Raw genomic sequence first — 18735 nt, 5'->3', positions numbered from 1 at the left:
GAAAGCCAGATTTTGAATGCAGGGTTATGGATGAATTTTTATTTATTCCAAAAACCTGATTTATTGAAGCCTGGCTGATTTCTACAACTGAAAGCGGCAAATTTTCTTTTTGCAGTTTTATCTTCCAATAGGTAAATCTGGTTTTTTTAAGATTGTTTATTCTGCAATACTCTGCCTGGGTCAGGCCGGATACTTCCCATTTTGATATATGGGTTGTCCAAAAACTTTTAAGTTCCGGATTTAAGCGTTTTGATTTTGATTCCATTTTTACAAGCCTCCACGGTTTTATTTTTCATGGCTTGTATTATACTGGGGCTTTTTGTACTTTTGTAGATGGGGTTTATTGAGCGCTTACCCTCAAATCGCTGCAGTATTGAAAAAAGTATCCGGCAACCTCAATATCAAAAACCGTGATGATAAGAAAAAAATATCACTGAACAAAGCCGTGTTTTTAAGCGATGATTTTAAGAAACTCTGGGATCGGATCAAGTATAAAACCACCTTTAGAGTGGATTTTGATGTGGACGCACTTACTAAAAAATGTGCAGAAGAGATCAAAGCTAATTTACAGGTTGGTAAAGCCAGGTTTATTTATCGTAAGTCAAAGATTGATATTGATCGTGGTAGTGTTCATGTTGAAAATAATTCTGGAGTTGCAAGTGTTTATGACTCTAAGTCTTTTGAACTCCCTGACCTTATTACCTATCTCCAAAATGAAACTAACCTGACCCGCCGAACGATTGTTAAGATCATTAATGACAGTGGCCGTTTAGAGTCATTCAAAAACAACCCGCAAAAATTCATCGAACAGGTTTCAACCATTATCCAGCGGCAAATGCGTCTTTTTATTGTCGATGGCATCAAATATCACAAGATTGGCGACAATCAGTTTTATGGCCAGGAACTTTTCAGTGATAACGAGCTGTTTGGTTATCTACAAAAAAACATGGTCGAAAGCCAGAAGTCGGTCTTTGACCATGTGGTGTACGATTCCGATATAGAGCTGAAGTTTGCCACCGCCTTTGAACGAAGCAACGACATAAAGCTATATGCCAAGCTTCCGGACTGGTTCAAAATTGACACTCCCCTGGGAACCTATAATCCGGACTGGGCCGTTTTGATTAAGATAGATGGCAAAGAAAAACTCTATTTTGTAGTAGAAACCAAAAGTACCTTATTCACCGATGCTCTTCGTCCCTCTGAAAAAGCCAAAATCGCATGCGGTAAAGAACACTTCAAAGCACTAGGCAATGAGGTTGAGTTCGCTGTCACAAATAAATTTCAGGATTTTTCAGGGAAATACCTTCATGCTCTATCAGTGAAGTTGCCGGGGTGAACAAACTAGCTTTAAACCACTGGATTTAGGTTTTGTAACTATATTTGTAGCGAAACAATAATTTTGTAAGGTTTGTTAATGGATACAAACCTTGAAGATGGGGTTTATTGAGAGCTGACCCATAGAATACTATTCTTTATTTACTTTCCGCCCTCTTACTTTAAAATATTAGTTTTTATCCTGTGACAACTAAGTTGTCACTGGGAGCTTTGCCGAACAAAACTAAAATTGATACTTACTTTGTACTCCAGCAGGCTGCTATAACTTTTTTCGTCCTCCGATAAGATTAATTACTAAAACGATAACTGCAATTATCAACAGAATATGGATGAAACCTCCCAAAGTGTAACTGCTTACAAGTCCCAACAACCATAAAACTAAAAGTATCACAAAAATTGTCCACAGCATGATGTTCTCCTTTTTGTTATTTAATTACCAGCTAAACTAAAACTGTCTTTGCATGAATCTTTGAGCCAGATTTAAAACTCAACCCTTAAAATTTTTTATCCGCATTGAACTAAACAAAAAGTTCCAGTTTCCAGACAATCACTGTTTGTATTTTACTTTAACCACCATATAATTTGAGGTGATTATAAACATCCGGTCATATTTGATAATATTTGGCCTTTTCTTTCGGTTTCTAATAATAAAGTGAAATCCTCTGCAAGCATGGGATGATTAAAATGGAAGCCTTGTCCTTCATCGCAGTCCATCGCCTGAAGGAAACTTAGCTGTTCCGGTGTTTCTACACCTTCGGCAATGACTCTCTGATTAAGATTTTTACCTATTCCTATCACAGCACTGACAATGGCTGCGTTATCTTTATTTGAATTAATCTCATCAACAAAAGATCGATCTATCTTCAGGGTGTCTATTGGAAATTGTCTTATATAGGACAAACTGGAAAACCCAACACCAAAGTCATCAATGGCAAGTTTTATTCCCATATCTTTTACTGCTTTCAGCGTCAACACAGAGGATTCTGCGTTGTCCATGAGTATGCTTTCGGTGAGTTCTAATTCAAGGTAGTCAGGAGGTAGCCCGGTTTTTTCAAGGATTAAAATAATGTTTTCCAAAAAATGCTTATTTCTGAAATTGACTGCAGAAACATTTACTGCTACGGGTAAGGCCGACAGACCAGAGTCCAGCCATTTTTTTACTTGTTTACAAGCTTCAAGCATTACCCATCTATCAATAGACAAGATTAGGTGACTTTCTTCAGCTATCTGTATAAATTCATCGGGATAGACAATTCCAAGCTCAGGATTCACCCAGCGAATCAATGCCTCACTGCCTGTTATTTTACCTGAAACAAGATTTATTTTCGGTTGGTAATACAAGACAAACTCTTTTTGGATCAGGGCACGGCGAAGGCCGGTTTCAACAAACATTCGACGAACCGCTTTCTCATTCATCTCAACTTTAAAAAATTGGAAATGGTTTCGTCCGGTTTCTTTGGCATTATACATGGCTGTATCTGCATTTTGTATCAGAACATCAGGATCAACGCTGTCATCTGGATAGATGCTGATCCCTATACTTAAATTAACATACAGTTCATTCTTATCAATAATAAACGGCTCGGTAAAAGCAGTGTGTATTTTATTTGAGACCTGAACCGCAGCTTGCGGACTGCTGATTTCGGTAAGCAAAATTATAAACTCATCTCCACCGAAACGGCATATAGTATCTGTTGAACGAACACAAGTTGTCAAACGCCTTCCTACTAATTGAAGCAGCTCATCTCCTATTGAATGTCCTAAGGAATCATTAATATGTTTAAAATGATCTAGGTCCAAAAACATAAGAACAATTTGTTTACCATGCCGACGGGCTAGACCTATAGCCTGAGAAAGCTGTTCTTTTAGCATCGACCGATTGGGTAAGCCAGTAAGAAAGTCATGCTGTGCCATATGAGCCATCTCCAGAGTGGCAAGCTCCGCAGCTTCCTGCATTTTTTGAGCATTAACGGCTGAAATAAGCAGACGTTGGTTTGCTTCCTGTAAATGCACTCTTTCAGATTCTAGTAATGCCATTTTAACATGGGCTAACTCTTTTTGAGTCTTTTTAAGCTTTTTTTTAAGAATATAATTTTCATCTCGCAGAGCGACTTTCTTATTCCGAAAACCTGCAAGATTTTCTCTATTTTTCACTACGTCTTTCCCATCAGAAACACCCTGTTCATCTAAAATAACCCTTGCTTCTCGAATAACTAGAGAATCCTTTAATACTAAGGCTTGCGAGGAATTATTGCCCTTTTTTGTTCTAAAAATCTGGCTGGTAATGTTAGTTTTTAACTCCCTATTCTGCCCTTTTTTTTTGGTCATGATCTTTTTTCTTTATCATTTTTATGGCTTATTTTTGATTGTGCTGGTTGGCCGCCCAGAATTCCTTCGTAGTTGATTATCCGTTTGCCAATAACGATCCCCTTGTCTGTGATTTTATATTGACGAATTTCATTGCTGTGATTGCTAGCCCGAACTTTTACAACCGCCATGACTCTTTGCAAGCAGCTCTCCATTTCAATGTAGCGTTGAACAATAATCGCATCTGTGAGAAAAGCAGAGCCATAAGGACTGAAACGCAAATCCGTATAGCGATCTTCCAGCTCAGAGGTTAACATTAAAGTTACGCCTAGGCTGGACAAAACAGCTATCATTCGAAATAGAGACTCGCGAAAATCTTCACGAAAGCCCGGTGCTATAGCCAGCTCAAATCCGGATAGGGAGTCGATTACCACCCGGGTTGCTTTCATTTTGTGAATAAGAGCTATCAAGTTTTGGACTATTTCATCAATAGATAAATCCAGAGAACGGGTGTTGATTAAACCAATTTGCCCTGCACGAACCATATTGTCAAGGGTTTGAACCCAAGATTGACTCGGGGTTTGCTCAAAAGCAACAATAATTCCTGGTTCCTTTAGGCGAACGCCTTCTGTAAGAAAAGCGGTTGCAAGGATGGTTTTTCCAGATCCAGAAGGGCCTGCAACCAGAAGAGAATAACCCGAAGGCAATCCGCCCCCTAACATTTCGTCCAGACCCGGCACACCCATGGCTAATCTTCTCTTTATGGGTGTTTTTGAAATGGCAGTTCTATTTTCCTCGGTATCGCCTTTAACTGTCGCTGCTGGAAAGACTTCAATCCCTTTGCTGGTGATTCGGAATGTGTGCATTCCCGGAATCGTAGCCTGTCCCCGCATTTTGAGCACTTGCATCTTGCGTACCATTGAATTTCGATTGACGCTCTGACTCATGGACAATAGCCCGTCAGCAACAGTAAATATGGGATGCGGTTTTGTCTGCGAAAAATATTCCCCAATAAGAAAGGTTGTTGCCTGAAAGGCACTCAATTTTACTCCAAGTTGCTGGACAAAGAACTGTAGACTCATCGAACCGGACGGTTTAACGGTTTCCTCTATAATTGATCTGAATGAATCAACAATTATAAGCCCCGGAGAAGTGTTTTCGACTTCTTTCGAGATAGATTCCAATAAAGCTTCAAAGTTACCAGACAGATAAATCCCAACTAATTTGTTTTCACAAACAAATTTTCGCAAACAAACTAATATTCACAGCAAAGAAAAATGCTCCAATCTCTTTTTTAAACATATTGTTGATAATTATAAACGTTAGCTTTAAACAAGCAAATTGTCAACTTTTATAAATTAAATAATACTTTTATCCAGTTTTTCTGCATATTTTTTACAACAAAATAATGATAAAAAATACATACAAGAAATATATTCTGCTCTTTCCTTTCAAAAGCTACTGCTTTGAAATTTGATGTATATCCTCATGTGTCAGGCTAGTTGTCACATAAACTAAAAAAATAATATTTAGTACAGAGGGCAGAAAGCAAGTAAAAAATGAGAGTGTATGGTAAGTACTCAGATGAGTTCAAAAAAGCTATAATAAAAAAGTGTCTTTCAAACCCTGACAAATCTGTTAATTTTATAGCACGGGAAATCTGGGGGGATCCAGAGGAAGAAAAGTAATTTGGTCGAATCCATGCTCTATCAGTGAAGTTGCCGAAGTGAACAAACTGTTAAACCACTTGATTTAAGTAAAAACAATATTGCTGTTGTTTACGGACAAAATGGCTCTGGAAACAGGTGTTAAGATTAATGGGAGAAGCCACTGATAATTTTATGAAAGATGTCTATGAAGAACTGAACTTGCTGAAAGAGTGTTGCAACCATACCGAGTTCAATTGTCTGGACAGCGGAGATCCGATCACCGAAGGACTTATTTGGGAAATACATCGCAAGCTGGTTAAAGGCGTAAGAGGCGTCAAAACTGACCATTCAAAACTTTGAAGACATCTGCCCTAATGTCAATAGGCGGAGCCTGCAACGAGATCTCAAAGGAATGCTGGACAAGGAGTTGCTATCAACGGAAGGCGCTACAAACCAGCTGATCTATATTCTTCGGGTTTGAACTTGCGGCAGCTTATTACAACAACTTGCGACAAAATCACGACAGAACTTGTGACACAAAGATAATATGAGAAGGCAAAGATGTTTGCGTATATAATTTATTGCCTGATTCAGCATAGCCTGTTTTTTTAATTCCGCCTTTGAATTTACCTGCAGCTTTTATTGTTTCACAAAACTTACGGCGTGAATGTGTAAAAAAGCCTGTATATTTAATATATTTAAGTTTATCTAAAAAATTATAGTCGCCATGTCCATCTGTCTGCGCAACTCATTTGTAATTTAGGCTCGTTCCCAAGCTCCAACTTGGGAATGTAAGTATCTGAAAGAATAGAGCTTATTGGCATAGATTCATAAAGCGAGCTGATTAACCAGCAGGAACTGAAAAATTTATCACATCACCAGGACTTGCCAAAAAAGAAGACTTTTGTGAAAAAAAAGGCTGAAAAAGCCTCAGAACCGAATGGTTTAAAAAAATCTGCCCACAGAATAAAATATAAAAATCATCAATACGACTTGACCAATATTTAAGAATTTTGCAACATAAACGGATAGAGAAAACTTAGAAAGCAAATATCTTAAAGTTAGCAATTATTCATAAAGATCTCTGGTAAGGCATCTAGAACTCAATAAAATACCAAAAGGTTTAATTACTGATATAAATTAATTAAATGAATTTATAGATGACACAAAATAAGGATAAAATAATGACTAAACAAAACAAAAAATGGCTTACCATTGCTGTAATTGCTCTGGTTGCCGGTATTCTGGCTTTCATCATCTGGAAAAACTTTCTAGGAAAAGATGAACTTGAAGGTTTAATCAGTGCCAATGGCCGAATTGAGGCAGTGGAAATCGATATAGCAACCAAAACACCTGGACGGGTAATGGAAATTTTAGTTCGTGAAGGTGAGTTTGTTACAGCAGGAACGATCCTTGCCATGATGGATACAGAAATCCTTGAAGCTCAACAACGGCAGGTAAAAGCAGAGTTAGAGCAGGCAAAAATAGGAATTGAGACTGCAAGAAGTCGACTTAAGCAGCGTGAAAGTGAAAGAGCTGCTGCAATGGCCGTTGTAAGGCAGCGTGAGGCAGAGTTAGGTATTGCCAAAAAGCATGCAAACCGCTCATCAACCCTGGCCTCTAAAGGCGCAGCTTCCCAGCAGAAAGCCGATGATGACAAAGCCCGTGTTCAGGGTGCCATTGCAACAGTCTGTGCAGCCCAGGCCCGGGTTGCTTCTTCAGAAGCAGCCATCTCAACTGCCCGTTCAGAAATTGCCCAAGCCCAGTCTGCTGTTGAAGCTGTAGGAGCCGCAGTTGAAAGAATCACTGCAGATATTAAAGACTGTGCACTTAAATCTCCCCGGGATGGTCGGATTCAGTATCTCATAGCCCAGCCCGGAGAAGTTATCGGAGCCGGCGGCCGGGTGGTTAACCTGGTTGATCTCAGTGATGTTTATATGACTTTTTTTCTTCCTACAGCCATGGCAGGAAGAATTGCCCTGGGTACTGAAGTAAGACTTGTCCTTGATGCAGCCCCCCAGTATGTGGTTCCTGCAAAAATATCTTTTGTTGCTGATGTAGCTCAGTTTACTCCTAAAACTGTAGAAACCTCCAGAGAGAGAGCAAAATTAATGTTTCGTGTAAGAGCCCAGATTCCCAAAGAGCTCCTTCAAAAATATATTCTCCATGTTAAAACAGGCTTGCCAGGAATGGCTTATATACGTCTAGATCCAACTAAAGACTGGCCGGATCATCTTAAAGTCAAAGGTTCATATTAATGGATACACACAGCTTTGCAAACAACACTGAAAATTTTGATCCATTGCCTGTGGTTCGCCTGAAAAAAGTCAGCCTTTACTATGGAAAGACCCTGGCACTTGATGAACTAAGCCTTGATATTCCTGCAAGATCCATGGTTGGTCTCATTGGTCCTGACGGAGTTGGAAAATCCAGTTTAATGTCTTTGGTAGCAGGTTCCCGAGCTATACAAAAAGGCAGGGTTGAAGTGCTTGGAGGCAATATCGCCGAGGTAAAACATCGAAACAAAGTTTGTCCCATGATTGCTTATATGCCCCAGGGGCTCGGTAAAAATCTCTACCCCACCCTGTCTATTGAAGAAAACCTTCAATTTTTTGGAAGACTCTTTGGTCATAGTTCAGCTGAAAGACGCCGACGTATTGATGACCTGACAAAGGCAACCGGACTTAATCCTTTTCTTGAGCGCCCTGCTGGAAAACTTTCTGGAGGAATGAAGCAAAAACTTGGTTTATGCTGTGCTTTAATCCATGATCCTGATCTTCTTATTCTTGATGAGCCTACCACTGGAGTTGATCCTCTGGCACGAAGTCAATTTTGGGATCTAATAGAAAACATTCGTAATCAACGCAATGAAATGAGTGTAATTGTAGCTACTGCATATATGGATGAAGCTGAAAAATTTGACTGGCTGGTGGCCATGGATGACGGTAAAATTCTGGCAACAGGCTCACCACAGGAACTGCATGAAAAGACCCAGACCAAATCTCTTGAAGAAGCCTTTATTGAACTACTTCCAAAAGAAAAAAAACAAGGCCATCAAACTGTTGTGGTGCCTCCACTTGTCACTGAAAAAAATGACGAAATAGCCATTGAAGCTAAAGATCTTACCAAAAACTTTGGTAACTTCACTGCAGTTGAACATGTAAGTTTTAAAATCCGCCGTGGTGAAATTTTTGGTTTTCTAGGCTCCAACGGCTGCGGTAAATCCACCACAATGAAGATGCTTACAGGTCTTCTTCCTGCTAGCAAAGGAAGGGCCTGGCTTTTCGGTAATGAAGTAAATCCCCATGATATGAATACACGCAGGCGGGTGGGCTATATGTCTCAATCATTTTCTTTATACAGCGAACTTACTGTTCACCAAAACCTTGTACTTCATGCCCGTCTTTTTTCTTTACCTGAAAAAGATATCCCGAAACGATTAGAATATATAGCTTCCCGTTTTAATCTTAATGATGTGCTCAACACCCTGCCAAATAATCTTCCCCTGGGAATAAGACAAAGGCTTTCACTTGCTGTAGCCATGGTGCATGGGCCTGAACTTTTAATTCTTGATGAGCCAACTTCAGGAGTTGATCCCATAGCCCGGGATAAATTCTGGCAGCTTATGATTGATCTGGCTCGAAAAGATCGGGTAACAATTTTTATTTCAACTCATTTTATGAATGAGGCTGAACGATGTGATCGGATTTCCCTGATGCACGCCGGAAAAGTACTGGTCAGTGCCTCACCTGAAGAACTTTTAAAAAAACGTAATACAAAAACTTTGGAAGAAGCCTTTATCATCTATCTTAAAGAAGCAGGTGCTCAAGACGAAGAAATAAAAACAACTGTAAATGAGCCAGAAAATAAACCTGTAAATATTTCAAATACAGAGCCTAAATCTTCAAAAAAAGTAAAACACCAAAGTTTCAGCCTGACTCGAGCTTTCAGTTATGCCCTGCGTGAAACCCTTGAGCTTCAGCGTGACCCTGTACGCGGAACTTTGGCACTTCTTGGAAGCGTTATACTTATGTTTATCATAGGATACGGGATCAGTATGGATGTGGAGGACTTAAGATTTGCAGTGCTTGATCGCGATCAAACAACACTTAGCCGAAATTATACCCTGGATATTTCAGGTTCACGATATTTTATTGAACACCCTCCTCTTAAAAGCTACGACGAACTTGACAAACGAATGAGCAGTGGAGAACTTTCTCTTGCCATTGAAATCCCGCCCAATTTCGCTCGTGATCTAAAACGCGGTGTACCTGTTGAAATAGGGGTTTGGATAGACGGTGCCATGCCAACTCGTGCCGAAACAATTCAGGCCTATGTAAAAGGAATGCATTTAAGCTGGCTGACTCATAATGCTAAACAAAATCTTGGACAAGACATTTTAACTTCAGCAGGAATTGAAACCCGGTTCCGTTATAATCCCGACGTAAGAAGTCTGCCTGCCATAGTTCCGGCCGTAATTCCCCTTCTTTTACTAATGATTCCTTCTATGCTGACTGCCCTGTCAGTGGTGCGTGAAAAAGAACTGGGTTCTATTATCAATCTTTATGTCACCCCGGTTACTAAAAGTGAATTTCTGCTGGGTAAGCAACTGCCTTATGTGGTTCTGGCTATGGGAAATTTTTTCCTGATGACTTTACTTGCGGTCACTCTTTTTGATGTGCCCATAAAAGGAAGCTTTGCTACTCTGACACTGGCAGCATTTATTTTTATCTTATTTTCCACTGGTTTTGGTCTTTTGGCTTCAACTTTTACCAAAAGCCAGATTGCTGCAATGTTTGTGGCTATTATAGGAACCATGCTTCCTGCAATCCAGTTTTCAGGACTTCTCAACCCTGTTTCTTCACTTGAAGGCGCAGGAAAACTAATCGGACAAATTTATCCGGCTACTTATTTTTTTACTATAAGCCGGGGAGTGTTTAATAAGGCCTTAGCCCTGCCAGATCTTTACGGGTTGTTTGGTTATATGTTGATGTCAGTTCCGGTAATCATAGGATTGTCAATTATTTTACTTAAAAAACAGGACTCTTGATCATGAGCCGTGCAACCAATATTTATCGTTTAGGAGTTAAAGAATTATGGAGCCTTATACGTGAGCCTATGCTGCTTGTGCTGATTGTTTACAGCCTTACTGCAGCTGTTTACATTGCTGCTACTGCTATGCCTGATTCTTTGCACAAAGCTGTGATAGCAATTGTAGATGAGGATCAATCTCCACTTTCCCAAAGAATTATTTCTGCTTTTTATCCTCCACACTTTATGCCCCCTCAAGTAATAACTCTAAATGAGGTTGATCCAGGTATGGATGCCGGCGGATTCACCTTTGCCCTTAATATACCTCCGGAGTTTCAACGTGATGTACTAGGAGGACAAAGCCCTTTGATTCAGCTTAATGTGGACGCCACTCGAATGAGCCAGGCTTTTACAGGAAGCAGTTATATTCAGCAAATTATTCTTGATGAAATAAATGAATTCGTTCAAAGCTATCGTGGCACTGCAACTCCTCCAGTTAATCTGGCAATCAGAGCACGCTTTAATCCTGCCCTTACTCAATCATGGTTTGGTTCTTTAATGGAACTTATCAACTCGGTTACCATGCTCTCAGTGATCCTGGCTGGTGCCTCGCTTCTTCGGGAACGTGAGCACGGTACAATTGAACATCTGCTTGTAATGCCTGTAACTCCGGGTGAAATCATGATTTCTAAAATCTGGTCCATGGGATTGGTGGTTATACTGGCAACAATTTTTTCATTAATTTTCATAGTCCAGGGAGCTCTTAATGTACCAATTCAAGGCTCAGTGGCATTATTTTCAGTTTGTGCTGCACTTCATTTGTTTGCAACAACTTCCATGGGAATTTTCATGGCAACCTTAACCCGTTCCATGCCTCAATTTGGTTTATTAATGGTATTGATTCTTCTCCCGCTTCAGATGCTTTCAGGAGGAGCTACGCCCTACGAAAGTATGCCGGTATTCATTCAAAATATAATGCTGGCTGCTCCGACTACTCATTTTGTATCCTCAGGTCAGGCAATTCTTTTCCGTGGAGCTGGAATTGAAGTTGTATGGCCTCAGCTGATTACTCTTACAACAATTGGAGCAGTGTTTTTTTCAATTTCCCTGGCTCGTTTTCGTAAAACCATAGGAACTATGGCATAATGAAATTTTATCAGCCTGTAAAAAAATCCAATGAAAAAAGCAATGAATAAACCTAATGAACATTAACAGCTTTAATAACGGCATTCAGTCAGTTAAATTACTAATGAACCAGAAAATTATGAGAAAAATATTTCTAATTTTTTTTATTCTGTGTCCGTCTTTATCTTTTGGAATAGAAAAAGCTGATTCAGTACTGGTAATAAAATCAGAATTAAAATTATACTTAATAAAAAATGAAAATATATATAAAAGCTATCATATTTCACTTGGCAACAACCCAAAAGGACACAAAATTAAAGAAGGTGATGGAAGAACACCTGAAGGCAGATATATTCTTTATTATAAAAATATAAACAGTGCTTTTTATAAATCAATCCATATTTCATTCCCCAACAAAGAAGATAAAAAAAAAGCAAAAGAAAAAGGTTTTAATCCTGGTGGTGCAATAATGATTCACGGACAAAAAAACAGACTTGGCTGGCTGTATTTTGTTTCAAAATATTTTAATTGGACCCAGGGATGCATTGGATTATCAAATAAAAATATGGATGAAATATGGACCCTGGTTGATGTTGGCACAGCTATACTAATAAAACCATGAATAAAGAATCTGGTTGAAATGTAAAATCATGCCTTCAGAAATTTATAAATTTCTGAATTTACCTCATCAGGTTTTTCCATAGGAGATAAATGCCCAGCTCCTTCAATTACTTTAAATTGAGAGTTTTTTATATGGTCATTTAAATATTTTCCATATTTTAAAGGGGTTGAAACATCTTCAGTTGCACCAAGAATTAAGACTTTTTTATCAATTTTATCAAGGCGTCCCATTAAATCAAAATCATTGCAGGCATTAAAATCTGAAATTGCAGTATAAGGATTGTCAATGGTCGCCTTATAAGCTTCAGCTTCTATTTTAGCGACATCAAAGTTTTCAGATACTCCAAAGTTTATCATTCCTTTTCTAAAATCATCAAAAGCATTTTGGACAGAGGTAAAAACCATATCCAAAACTTTTAGTCTTGCCCCTGAATTGATTATTATTGCTGAATCAATATTTTCATATTCCCTTACAAGAAGATCCAAAACAATTGCTCCACCCATTGAAATCCCGCAGATATGAGGTTTTTCAAGTTTCATTTCCTCTATAAAATCTATGATAAAATCTGCGTATCCAGAAATATTTTTAGATGGAATTTCATCGCCAACATTACGTCCTGGAAGATCAGGAGCAAAAACATTAAATTCATTGGAAAAAAAATTAAGCTGATTAACAAAAAAATTGGAATTAATAGAAGCACCATGAATAAAAATTATAGATTTTTTATTTTCATCAAATTCTTTAGGATTTTGTAAGAAATTAAATTTTTTTATTTTTTGTTTTTCCACTAAAAGCACTCCTTTATCTTGTAAAAACAAGGTTGTTGTTATTAGAAAATTTTTTGTTAAAAGTATATCCAAGTCCCTGAAAATCTTTAAGATCATCTTTTTCTTCTATTCTATTTTTTATTATAAAATCAGCCATGGCTCCCCTGGCTTTTTTTGCATAAGTTGCAATTATTCTAAACTTATTGTCTTTTTCATCTTTAAACTCAATATTAGTAAGCTTTAATTTTAATTTTTTCTTATCAATTGAATCAGTAAACTCCTTTGAAGCAAGATCTATGATATAGTTATGATTTTCCAGGTCAATGATTGAATTTAAATAGTTTGTAATTTTGTTTTTCCAAAAATCACTTATTTTTTTAAAACCCTTAATTCCCGGGACATATCCCATTTCAAGTCTATAAGGCTCAATTTGGTCAAGTGGTTTTAAAATTCCATACATTCCTGAAAGAATAAATAAATTTTTTTGAGCAAATAAAAAATCTTCTTTTTTATAATTTTCAATATCAATAGATTTAAAAACATCCCCTGAAAATGCATAAATTGCAGGGGTTAAGTTTTTTTTGTTTTTACCATTTGAAAAGTTGTTAAACATTGAAACAGTATTTTTTGAAAGTTTTTCGCTTGTTTTCATAATTTTGGAAATTTCTCCCAAAGAAAGGGAATTCATAAATTCAAAAAGAAATTTTGTTTCTTCATTAAATAAAGGCTTGGTCAGTTCTTTTTCTAATTCTTTATTTTTTGAATTCCTCATTGTTTTTGATGTACCAATCAAGGTTAACATAAAAATCTCCTAAAACATTTCCCATTGTATATTTTTACTAAATCCTGGTCAGAATTTGTTTTTTCAATTAAAAGATAACCAGCTTAATTTCTTATATAAATTAAAACTGTTAAAATAAAAAAAACCAAACACAGGTTTAAATAAAAAGTTTTATTATATTTGATAAAGGTGTTATATAGCGTTTTGCTTTTTTTTACTTTTAATTACAGAAAGACTTTAATGACACAAAACTTTGATTTAAACATCAGGAACATAGCAATTATTGCCCATGTTGACCATGGTAAAACAACACTTGTAGACGCAATGTTCAAACAAAGCGGAATTTTTAGAGAAAACCAGGAAGTTGACGACCGGATAATGGATAGTATGGATATTGAAAGAGAAAGAGGAATTACAATATCTGCTAAAAACTGTTCTGTCCAAAGGGGAAATACAAAAATAAATATACTAGACACTCCAGGCCATGCTGATTTCGGAGGAGAAGTTGAAAGAGCACTTTCAATGGTTGACGGAGCAGTCCTTTTGGTTGATTCATCAGAAGGTCCACTTCCCCAGACAAGATTTGTATTAAAAAAAACCCTTGATGCAGGACTCAAGATAATAGTTGTAATAAATAAAATTGACAGAGACGATTCAAGGCCTGCTGAAGTTTTAGATGAAATCTACGATCTTTTCATAGATCTTGAAGCTTCAGATGATCAGCTTGATTTTCCATATTTATATGCAATAGGAAGAAACGGGGTTGCCATGACTTCCCTTGAAGAAAAAAGGATAAACCTTGACCCTCTTTTTGAGCTTATTTTAAAAGAAATACCAAAACCAAGCTACCCCAAAGACCAACCGTTTCAAATGCTTGTTTCAGATCTTGGGTATTCTGATTATCTTGGAAGACTTGCCATAGGCAGAGTTTTCAACCAAAAAATCACTGCAAAGGATCAATTCATCTGTATTAATTCCTCAAATGAAAACATTTCTTTTAATTTGTCAAAACTTCAAAGCTACAATGGAATGACTCTTGATGAAACAAAAGAGGTTGAGCCAGGTGATATAGCAGTTATTTCAGGAAGTGATTGTTTCAGGATTGGAGATACAATCTGCTTTTCATCTTCACCCAAACCTTTACCAAGAATTCATGTTGATGAACCAACAGTTTCAATGAGGTTTACAATTAATAATTCTCCCTTTGCAGGACTTGAAGGAAAAATTCTTCAATCAAGAAAAATTTATGAAAGACTTGAAAAGGAAACCTTGATTAATGTTGCTATAAAACTTGAAAGAACAAATGAAAGGGATTCCTTTACAGTAAAGGGAAGGGGCGAATTTCAGCTGGCAATTCTTATTGAAACAATGAGAAGAGAAGGATTTGAAATCTGTGTTGGAAGACCTGAAGTAATTTATAGGTATGAAAATGGAAAAAGACTAGAACCTTGTGAAAATGCCTATATTGACTGTGATGAAAACTTTACAGGAGTAGTAACTGAAAAACTCACCATCAGAAAAGGGAAACTTCTAAACCTTGTAAACAACGGCAAAGGCCGTGTAAACATGGAGTTTCTCCTTCCTTCCAGAACTCTTATCGGTTATAGGGATGAATTTTTAACTGACACCAAGGGTACTGGTATTTTAAACACCCTTTTTGCAGGTTATCAGGAATATAAAGGGGATTTTCCGACAAGATTTACAGGTTCAATTGTTTCTGATAGAAGAGGAAATGCTGTACCTTACGCACTTTATAATCTTGAGCCCAGAGGAAGACTTTTTGTTGAGCCAGGCACCCCACTTTACGAAGGAATGATAATTGGAGAGCATAATAAAGAAGGTGATATAAATGTAAACGGCTGCAAGGAAAAAAAGCTCAGCAATATGAGGGCTTCGGGAAAAGACGAAAGCACAACCTGCTCCCCTATTAAAAAAATGACCTTAGAACATTCGCTTAATTTCATTAGAGATGATGAAATGGTTGAAATCACGCCAAAAAACATTAGACTAAGAAAAACTATACTGTCTGCTCAGCAAAGACAGCTCAATAGAAATAAAAAATTCAAAGAAGAAAACCTTTGATTTTGATTTGATTTTGGAGTTAAGATTAACAAATAAAACGATAAAAATTTAAGTAAAATACAGGTTTTCAGCCTTTTACCAATTAGTGATTGGCTGAAAACTTTAATTTTATTTACACAAGTTTCAGGAGAATATTTTGGTATTAGGTAAAAAATATATTAAACGAGATAAATTTGACTTTGAAGTTGGATATATTTTAAAAAGCCCATGTATTGATTGTAATAAAAAGGACACTCTTCCCCATTGTCAAAAAGGATGTTTGGTTATAAGCAGGCTTCAAGAAAAAATTGCAGAAGGGATTTCATGTTCACAAAAATCATAGATATGATTAAGTTTTTTCATCAAACTTTGTTACTTCATTTTGGATAAAAGCAAAGGCAGTGATCCTGGCAAGCTTTTTCATATGAATTTCTATAGTTTTTTTATCTTTTCCCGGAAAATTTCTAAATGCCATCACAATCCCTGAAAGTGAAGCATAAAATCCATGGATTAGATTTCTGCTGACCACCTCTATACCTGACTTTTTAAAAACTTCTTCAATATTTGATAAAAAATTTCTCATAATCATATTGAACTTATCAAGAAGTTCAGGTGAAATTTCTGCCTTTATCATCATATAGCTCATCATTTGAAAACTAGCTTCATTTTTTATGAGAGTATCTACAAATTCAATGGCAAACTTTTCAACAGAATCAATTTGGTTTGTTGAAAGTTTTTCATTAAATTTATGAGCATGATTTTGCAGATCATAAATAAAGCTTTCCGTTAAAAGTTCTGTCTGTCCTGGAAAATATCTATACAAAGACGCAGGGGAAATGCCTGCTTCAGCTGCAATATCCCTCATTCCCAGTTGATCAAATGTTTTTTTTTCAAGCAGGCTTAGGGTTGCCTCTATTATCAACTCTCTTCTTACTTCTCTTTCTTCTTCCCTTAGCTTGTTGAATGCAGAAACACGTGTCATGGCAACCTCCTTTTATATTTAGGAACACTACATCTATACAATAACAAAGTTTTTTTGTAAAAACATTTTAAACTTTATTTTAATCAGTTTAATTTACACCTTTAGAACTTCCAAAATTTGCACAATTTAAATATCTGAAAATTTATTGATTGCCTTTTAGTTCACAAATTTTTAAAACCAGGTTTGAATATTATATCAATAAGATCTATATTGTTCTTTTTGTTAAAGTTGAACTGAAAAAAAACATGGTTATAATTTATAGATGACAGATAAATCAAAGAACCCAAATCCGGGTAAAATAGAAAAAGAAATAGGTGAGTTCTTGGACAAGAAATTTAAAGGAAGAGTACAATTGATCCCTCAATACGGAGACCCAGAAGCTATTATAAGAGGTAAAAAAGAAGGAACTAAGTCAAAAAAAACCGAGAAACCCCCTGTATTCAACCTTTTACCCATAGAAATGAAGGCATATCTTGACCAGTTTATAATAAAGCAGGATGATGCAAAGGCTGTGCTTTCAACAAAAATTTGCACACATTTTAACAGGCTATCAAAATTAAATAAAAATCCCCAAAGTTCTGAAGCCTCCCTTGGAAGAATAAAAAACAACATTCTTATGATAGGTCCCACAGGAGTTGGTAAAACATATTTGATAAAACTTATTGCAAATAAAATTGGAGTTCCTTTTGTAAAAGGAGATGCAACAAAATTTTCAGAAACAGGATATGTGGGTGGAGATGTTGAAGATCTTGTAAGAGACCTTGTAAGGGAAGCTGATGATGACATCAGTTTGGCTGAATTCGGGATTATATATATTGATGAAATAGATAAAATTGCTTCTGCAAAAAGTTTTTCAGGTGCAGATATTTCAAGAACCGGAGTTCAAAGAGCTCTTTTAAAACCAATGGAAGAAACTGAAGTTGAATTACAACCTCCCCACGATCCAGTTTCCATGATGGAAGCCCTGGCTGAATTTCAGAAAACAGGAACAAGGGAAAAAAAAGTTATTAACACAAAAAACATTCTTTTTATTGTAAGCGGAGCTTTCGGCCAGATGGAAGAAATAATCGGCAAAAGGCTTAAAAAAGACGCTATAGGTTTTAATGCAAATCCAGGCTCTGATAAATCAGACAAATATATAATGCATGAAATTATGAGCGAAGATCTTATAAACTACGGCTTTGAGTCTGAATTTGTGGGCAGACTTCCTGTGAGAACAATTCTTGAGCCCCTTTCAGAAAACGATCTTTACAATATTCTAAACAACCCCAATAATCCTGTAGTTTTAGGCAAAAAATCAGATTTTATGGCCTATGGAATAAAAATAAACTTTACTGACAATGCCCTTAAGTTGATCGCAAAAAATGCAGCAAAAGAAAAAACCGGGGCAAGAGGACTGGTAAATTCAATTGAAAACAAGCTGATGAAGTTTGAAACTAATCTTCCTTCTACAAAAATTAAAAAATTTCTTTTTAATGCTGAAATCATTAAAAATCCAGAAAAATTTCTTGAGCAGGTGAATAAACCCGATTCAATTGAATATTTTTATAACCTATACAATGAAAATATAAAAAAAGAATTAATAAAAATTGAAGATTATATTTTAAAAAATAAAAACCACCTTGAAGCTTCAGTGGGATTTTTACTTTCCGAATCCATGATTAAAACTTCAGCAAAACATTATTGCATGAATGTTGAAACTGTGGAAAATTCAATTTCCAGGATTAAAAAAGCTTTTTACGAGATAAAATCCATTGAGAACGAAAGTTTTACAGACAAAGAGCTTTATGTTGAACTTGAAGAGGAAGCGGCAGACTTTTTAATAAACGAATACCTTTTTAATCATCATAATTATCTTGATATAAAAAAATCATTTCTTGAAAATTTTTCCCTGGGACTTATCCTTGCCAGTGAAAAAACAAATAAAAAAAGTTTTATTGTAACAAAAAAAGGATTAACAGATCCTGAAGGTTATATTTCAGATATTTTAAAAAACGACTGAGAATCATACCGGCTGAAAAAATAAACAGCTCTGGTTTTTGAACAATTTATCTGCGGAGATAAAAAACTTTATC

The 18735-nt window shown here is 36.4% G+C and carries 17 protein-coding genes; 10 read left to right on the top strand and 7 right to left on the bottom strand.

The features are described 5' to 3' along the window. On the bottom strand, positions 1-265 hold a 265-nt coding region (locus RBR53_05980), incomplete at its 3' end, for a hypothetical protein (GenBank protein MDY0132201.1). Between the two features lie 78 nt (positions 266-343). On the opposite strand from RBR53_05980, the gene RBR53_05975 reads away from it, so the two are divergent. After that, complete coding sequence (locus tag RBR53_05975) at positions 344-1336, top strand: hypothetical protein (protein MDY0132200.1); 993 nt, start codon at positions 344-346, stop codon at positions 1334-1336. A gap of 258 nt (positions 1337-1594) precedes the next feature. Here the strand turns inward: RBR53_05975 and RBR53_05970 are convergent, their stop codons facing one another. The 3 genes from RBR53_05970 to RBR53_05960 all read right to left on the bottom strand — a co-directional run bounded on the left by RBR53_05970 (position 1595) and on the right by RBR53_05960 (position 4892). Further along, complete coding sequence (locus RBR53_05970; protein ID MDY0132199.1) at positions 1595-1744, bottom strand: lmo0937 family membrane protein; 150 nt, start codon at positions 1742-1744, stop codon at positions 1595-1597. A gap of 182 nt (positions 1745-1926) precedes the next feature. Then, entirely contained in the window at positions 1927-3663 is a 1737-nt protein-coding gene (locus tag RBR53_05965; protein ID MDY0132198.1) for an EAL domain-containing protein, read from the bottom strand. Next, the gene (locus RBR53_05960; protein ID MDY0132197.1) at positions 3660-4892 is read right to left on the bottom strand and encodes an ATPase domain-containing protein; all 1233 of its coding nucleotides are present in this window, start codon (positions 4890-4892) and stop codon (positions 3660-3662) included. Before RBR53_05960 ends, RBR53_05965 begins: the two co-directional genes overlap by 4 nt. A gap of 309 nt (positions 4893-5201) precedes the next feature. Here RBR53_05960 and RBR53_05955 point away from each other — a divergent pair, with 309 nt between their 5' ends. The 6 genes from RBR53_05955 to RBR53_05930 all read left to right on the top strand — a co-directional run bounded on the left by RBR53_05955 (position 5202) and on the right by RBR53_05930 (position 12069). Then, on the top strand, positions 5202-5330 hold the full coding sequence (locus RBR53_05955) for a hypothetical protein (GenBank protein ID MDY0132196.1): 129 nt from the start codon (positions 5202-5204) through the stop codon (positions 5328-5330). A 129-nt stretch (positions 5331-5459) separates the two neighbouring features. Next, the gene (locus tag RBR53_05950; protein MDY0132195.1) at positions 5460-5651 is read left to right on the top strand and encodes a hypothetical protein; all 192 of its coding nucleotides are present in this window, start codon (positions 5460-5462) and stop codon (positions 5649-5651) included. A gap of 824 nt (positions 5652-6475) precedes the next feature. After that, the gene (locus RBR53_05945; protein MDY0132194.1) at positions 6476-7549 is read left to right on the top strand and encodes an HlyD family efflux transporter periplasmic adaptor subunit; all 1074 of its coding nucleotides are present in this window, start codon (positions 6476-6478) and stop codon (positions 7547-7549) included. After that, entirely contained in the window at positions 7549-10341 is a 2793-nt protein-coding gene (gene rbbA, locus RBR53_05940) for a ribosome-associated ATPase/putative transporter RbbA (GenBank protein MDY0132193.1), read from the top strand. The genes RBR53_05945 and rbbA overlap by 1 nt, the downstream gene beginning before the upstream one ends. A gap of 2 nt (positions 10342-10343) precedes the next feature. Further along, on the top strand, positions 10344-11468 hold the full coding sequence (locus tag RBR53_05935) for an ABC transporter permease (protein MDY0132192.1): 1125 nt from the start codon (positions 10344-10346) through the stop codon (positions 11466-11468). A gap of 103 nt (positions 11469-11571) precedes the next feature. Next, positions 11572-12069, top strand: coding sequence for a L,D-transpeptidase family protein (locus tag RBR53_05930; protein MDY0132191.1), 498 nt, complete (start codon positions 11572-11574; stop codon positions 12067-12069). Positions 12070-12095: 26 nt separating this feature from the next. On the opposite strand, the gene RBR53_05925 is transcribed toward RBR53_05930, so the two are convergent. Together RBR53_05925 and RBR53_05920 are read right to left on the bottom strand one after the other, a co-directional pair. Beyond that, a complete protein-coding gene (locus RBR53_05925) occupies positions 12096-12857 on the bottom strand; it encodes an alpha/beta hydrolase (GenBank protein MDY0132190.1) in 762 nt (253 codons plus the stop codon). A gap of 13 nt (positions 12858-12870) precedes the next feature. Beyond that, positions 12871-13638: a YaaA family protein gene (locus RBR53_05920; GenBank protein MDY0132189.1), complete on the bottom strand. Its 768-nt coding sequence runs from the start codon at positions 13636-13638 to the stop codon at positions 12871-12873. A 219-nt stretch (positions 13639-13857) separates the two neighbouring features. Here RBR53_05920 and typA point away from each other — a divergent pair, with 219 nt between their 5' ends. Both typA and RBR53_05910 read left to right on the top strand, forming a co-directional pair. Further along, the gene (typA, locus tag RBR53_05915) at positions 13858-15699 is read left to right on the top strand and encodes a translational GTPase TypA (protein MDY0132188.1); all 1842 of its coding nucleotides are present in this window, start codon (positions 13858-13860) and stop codon (positions 15697-15699) included. A 136-nt stretch (positions 15700-15835) separates the two neighbouring features. Further along, a complete protein-coding gene (locus RBR53_05910; protein MDY0132187.1) occupies positions 15836-16021 on the top strand; it encodes a hypothetical protein in 186 nt (61 codons plus the stop codon). Between the two features lie 6 nt (positions 16022-16027). On the opposite strand, the gene RBR53_05905 is transcribed toward RBR53_05910, so the two are convergent. Next, a complete protein-coding gene (locus RBR53_05905) occupies positions 16028-16660 on the bottom strand; it encodes a TetR/AcrR family transcriptional regulator (protein ID MDY0132186.1) in 633 nt (210 codons plus the stop codon). 262 nt (positions 16661-16922) lie between these two features. Between RBR53_05905 and RBR53_05900 the strand changes: the two genes are divergently transcribed. Next, positions 16923-18662 (top strand): AAA family ATPase, encoded by a 1740-nt coding sequence (locus tag RBR53_05900; protein ID MDY0132185.1) that lies wholly within the window; start codon positions 16923-16925, stop codon positions 18660-18662. The last annotated feature ends 73 nt before the right edge of the window (positions 18663-18735 follow it).

Source organism: Desulforegulaceae bacterium, assembly GCA_034006035.1.
Classification (GTDB): Bacteria; Desulfobacterota; Desulfobacteria; order Desulfobacterales; family JACKCP01; genus JACKCP01.
The sequence above is the reverse complement of the archived record's forward strand: the minus strand, read 5'-3'. Positions and strand labels throughout refer to the sequence as shown.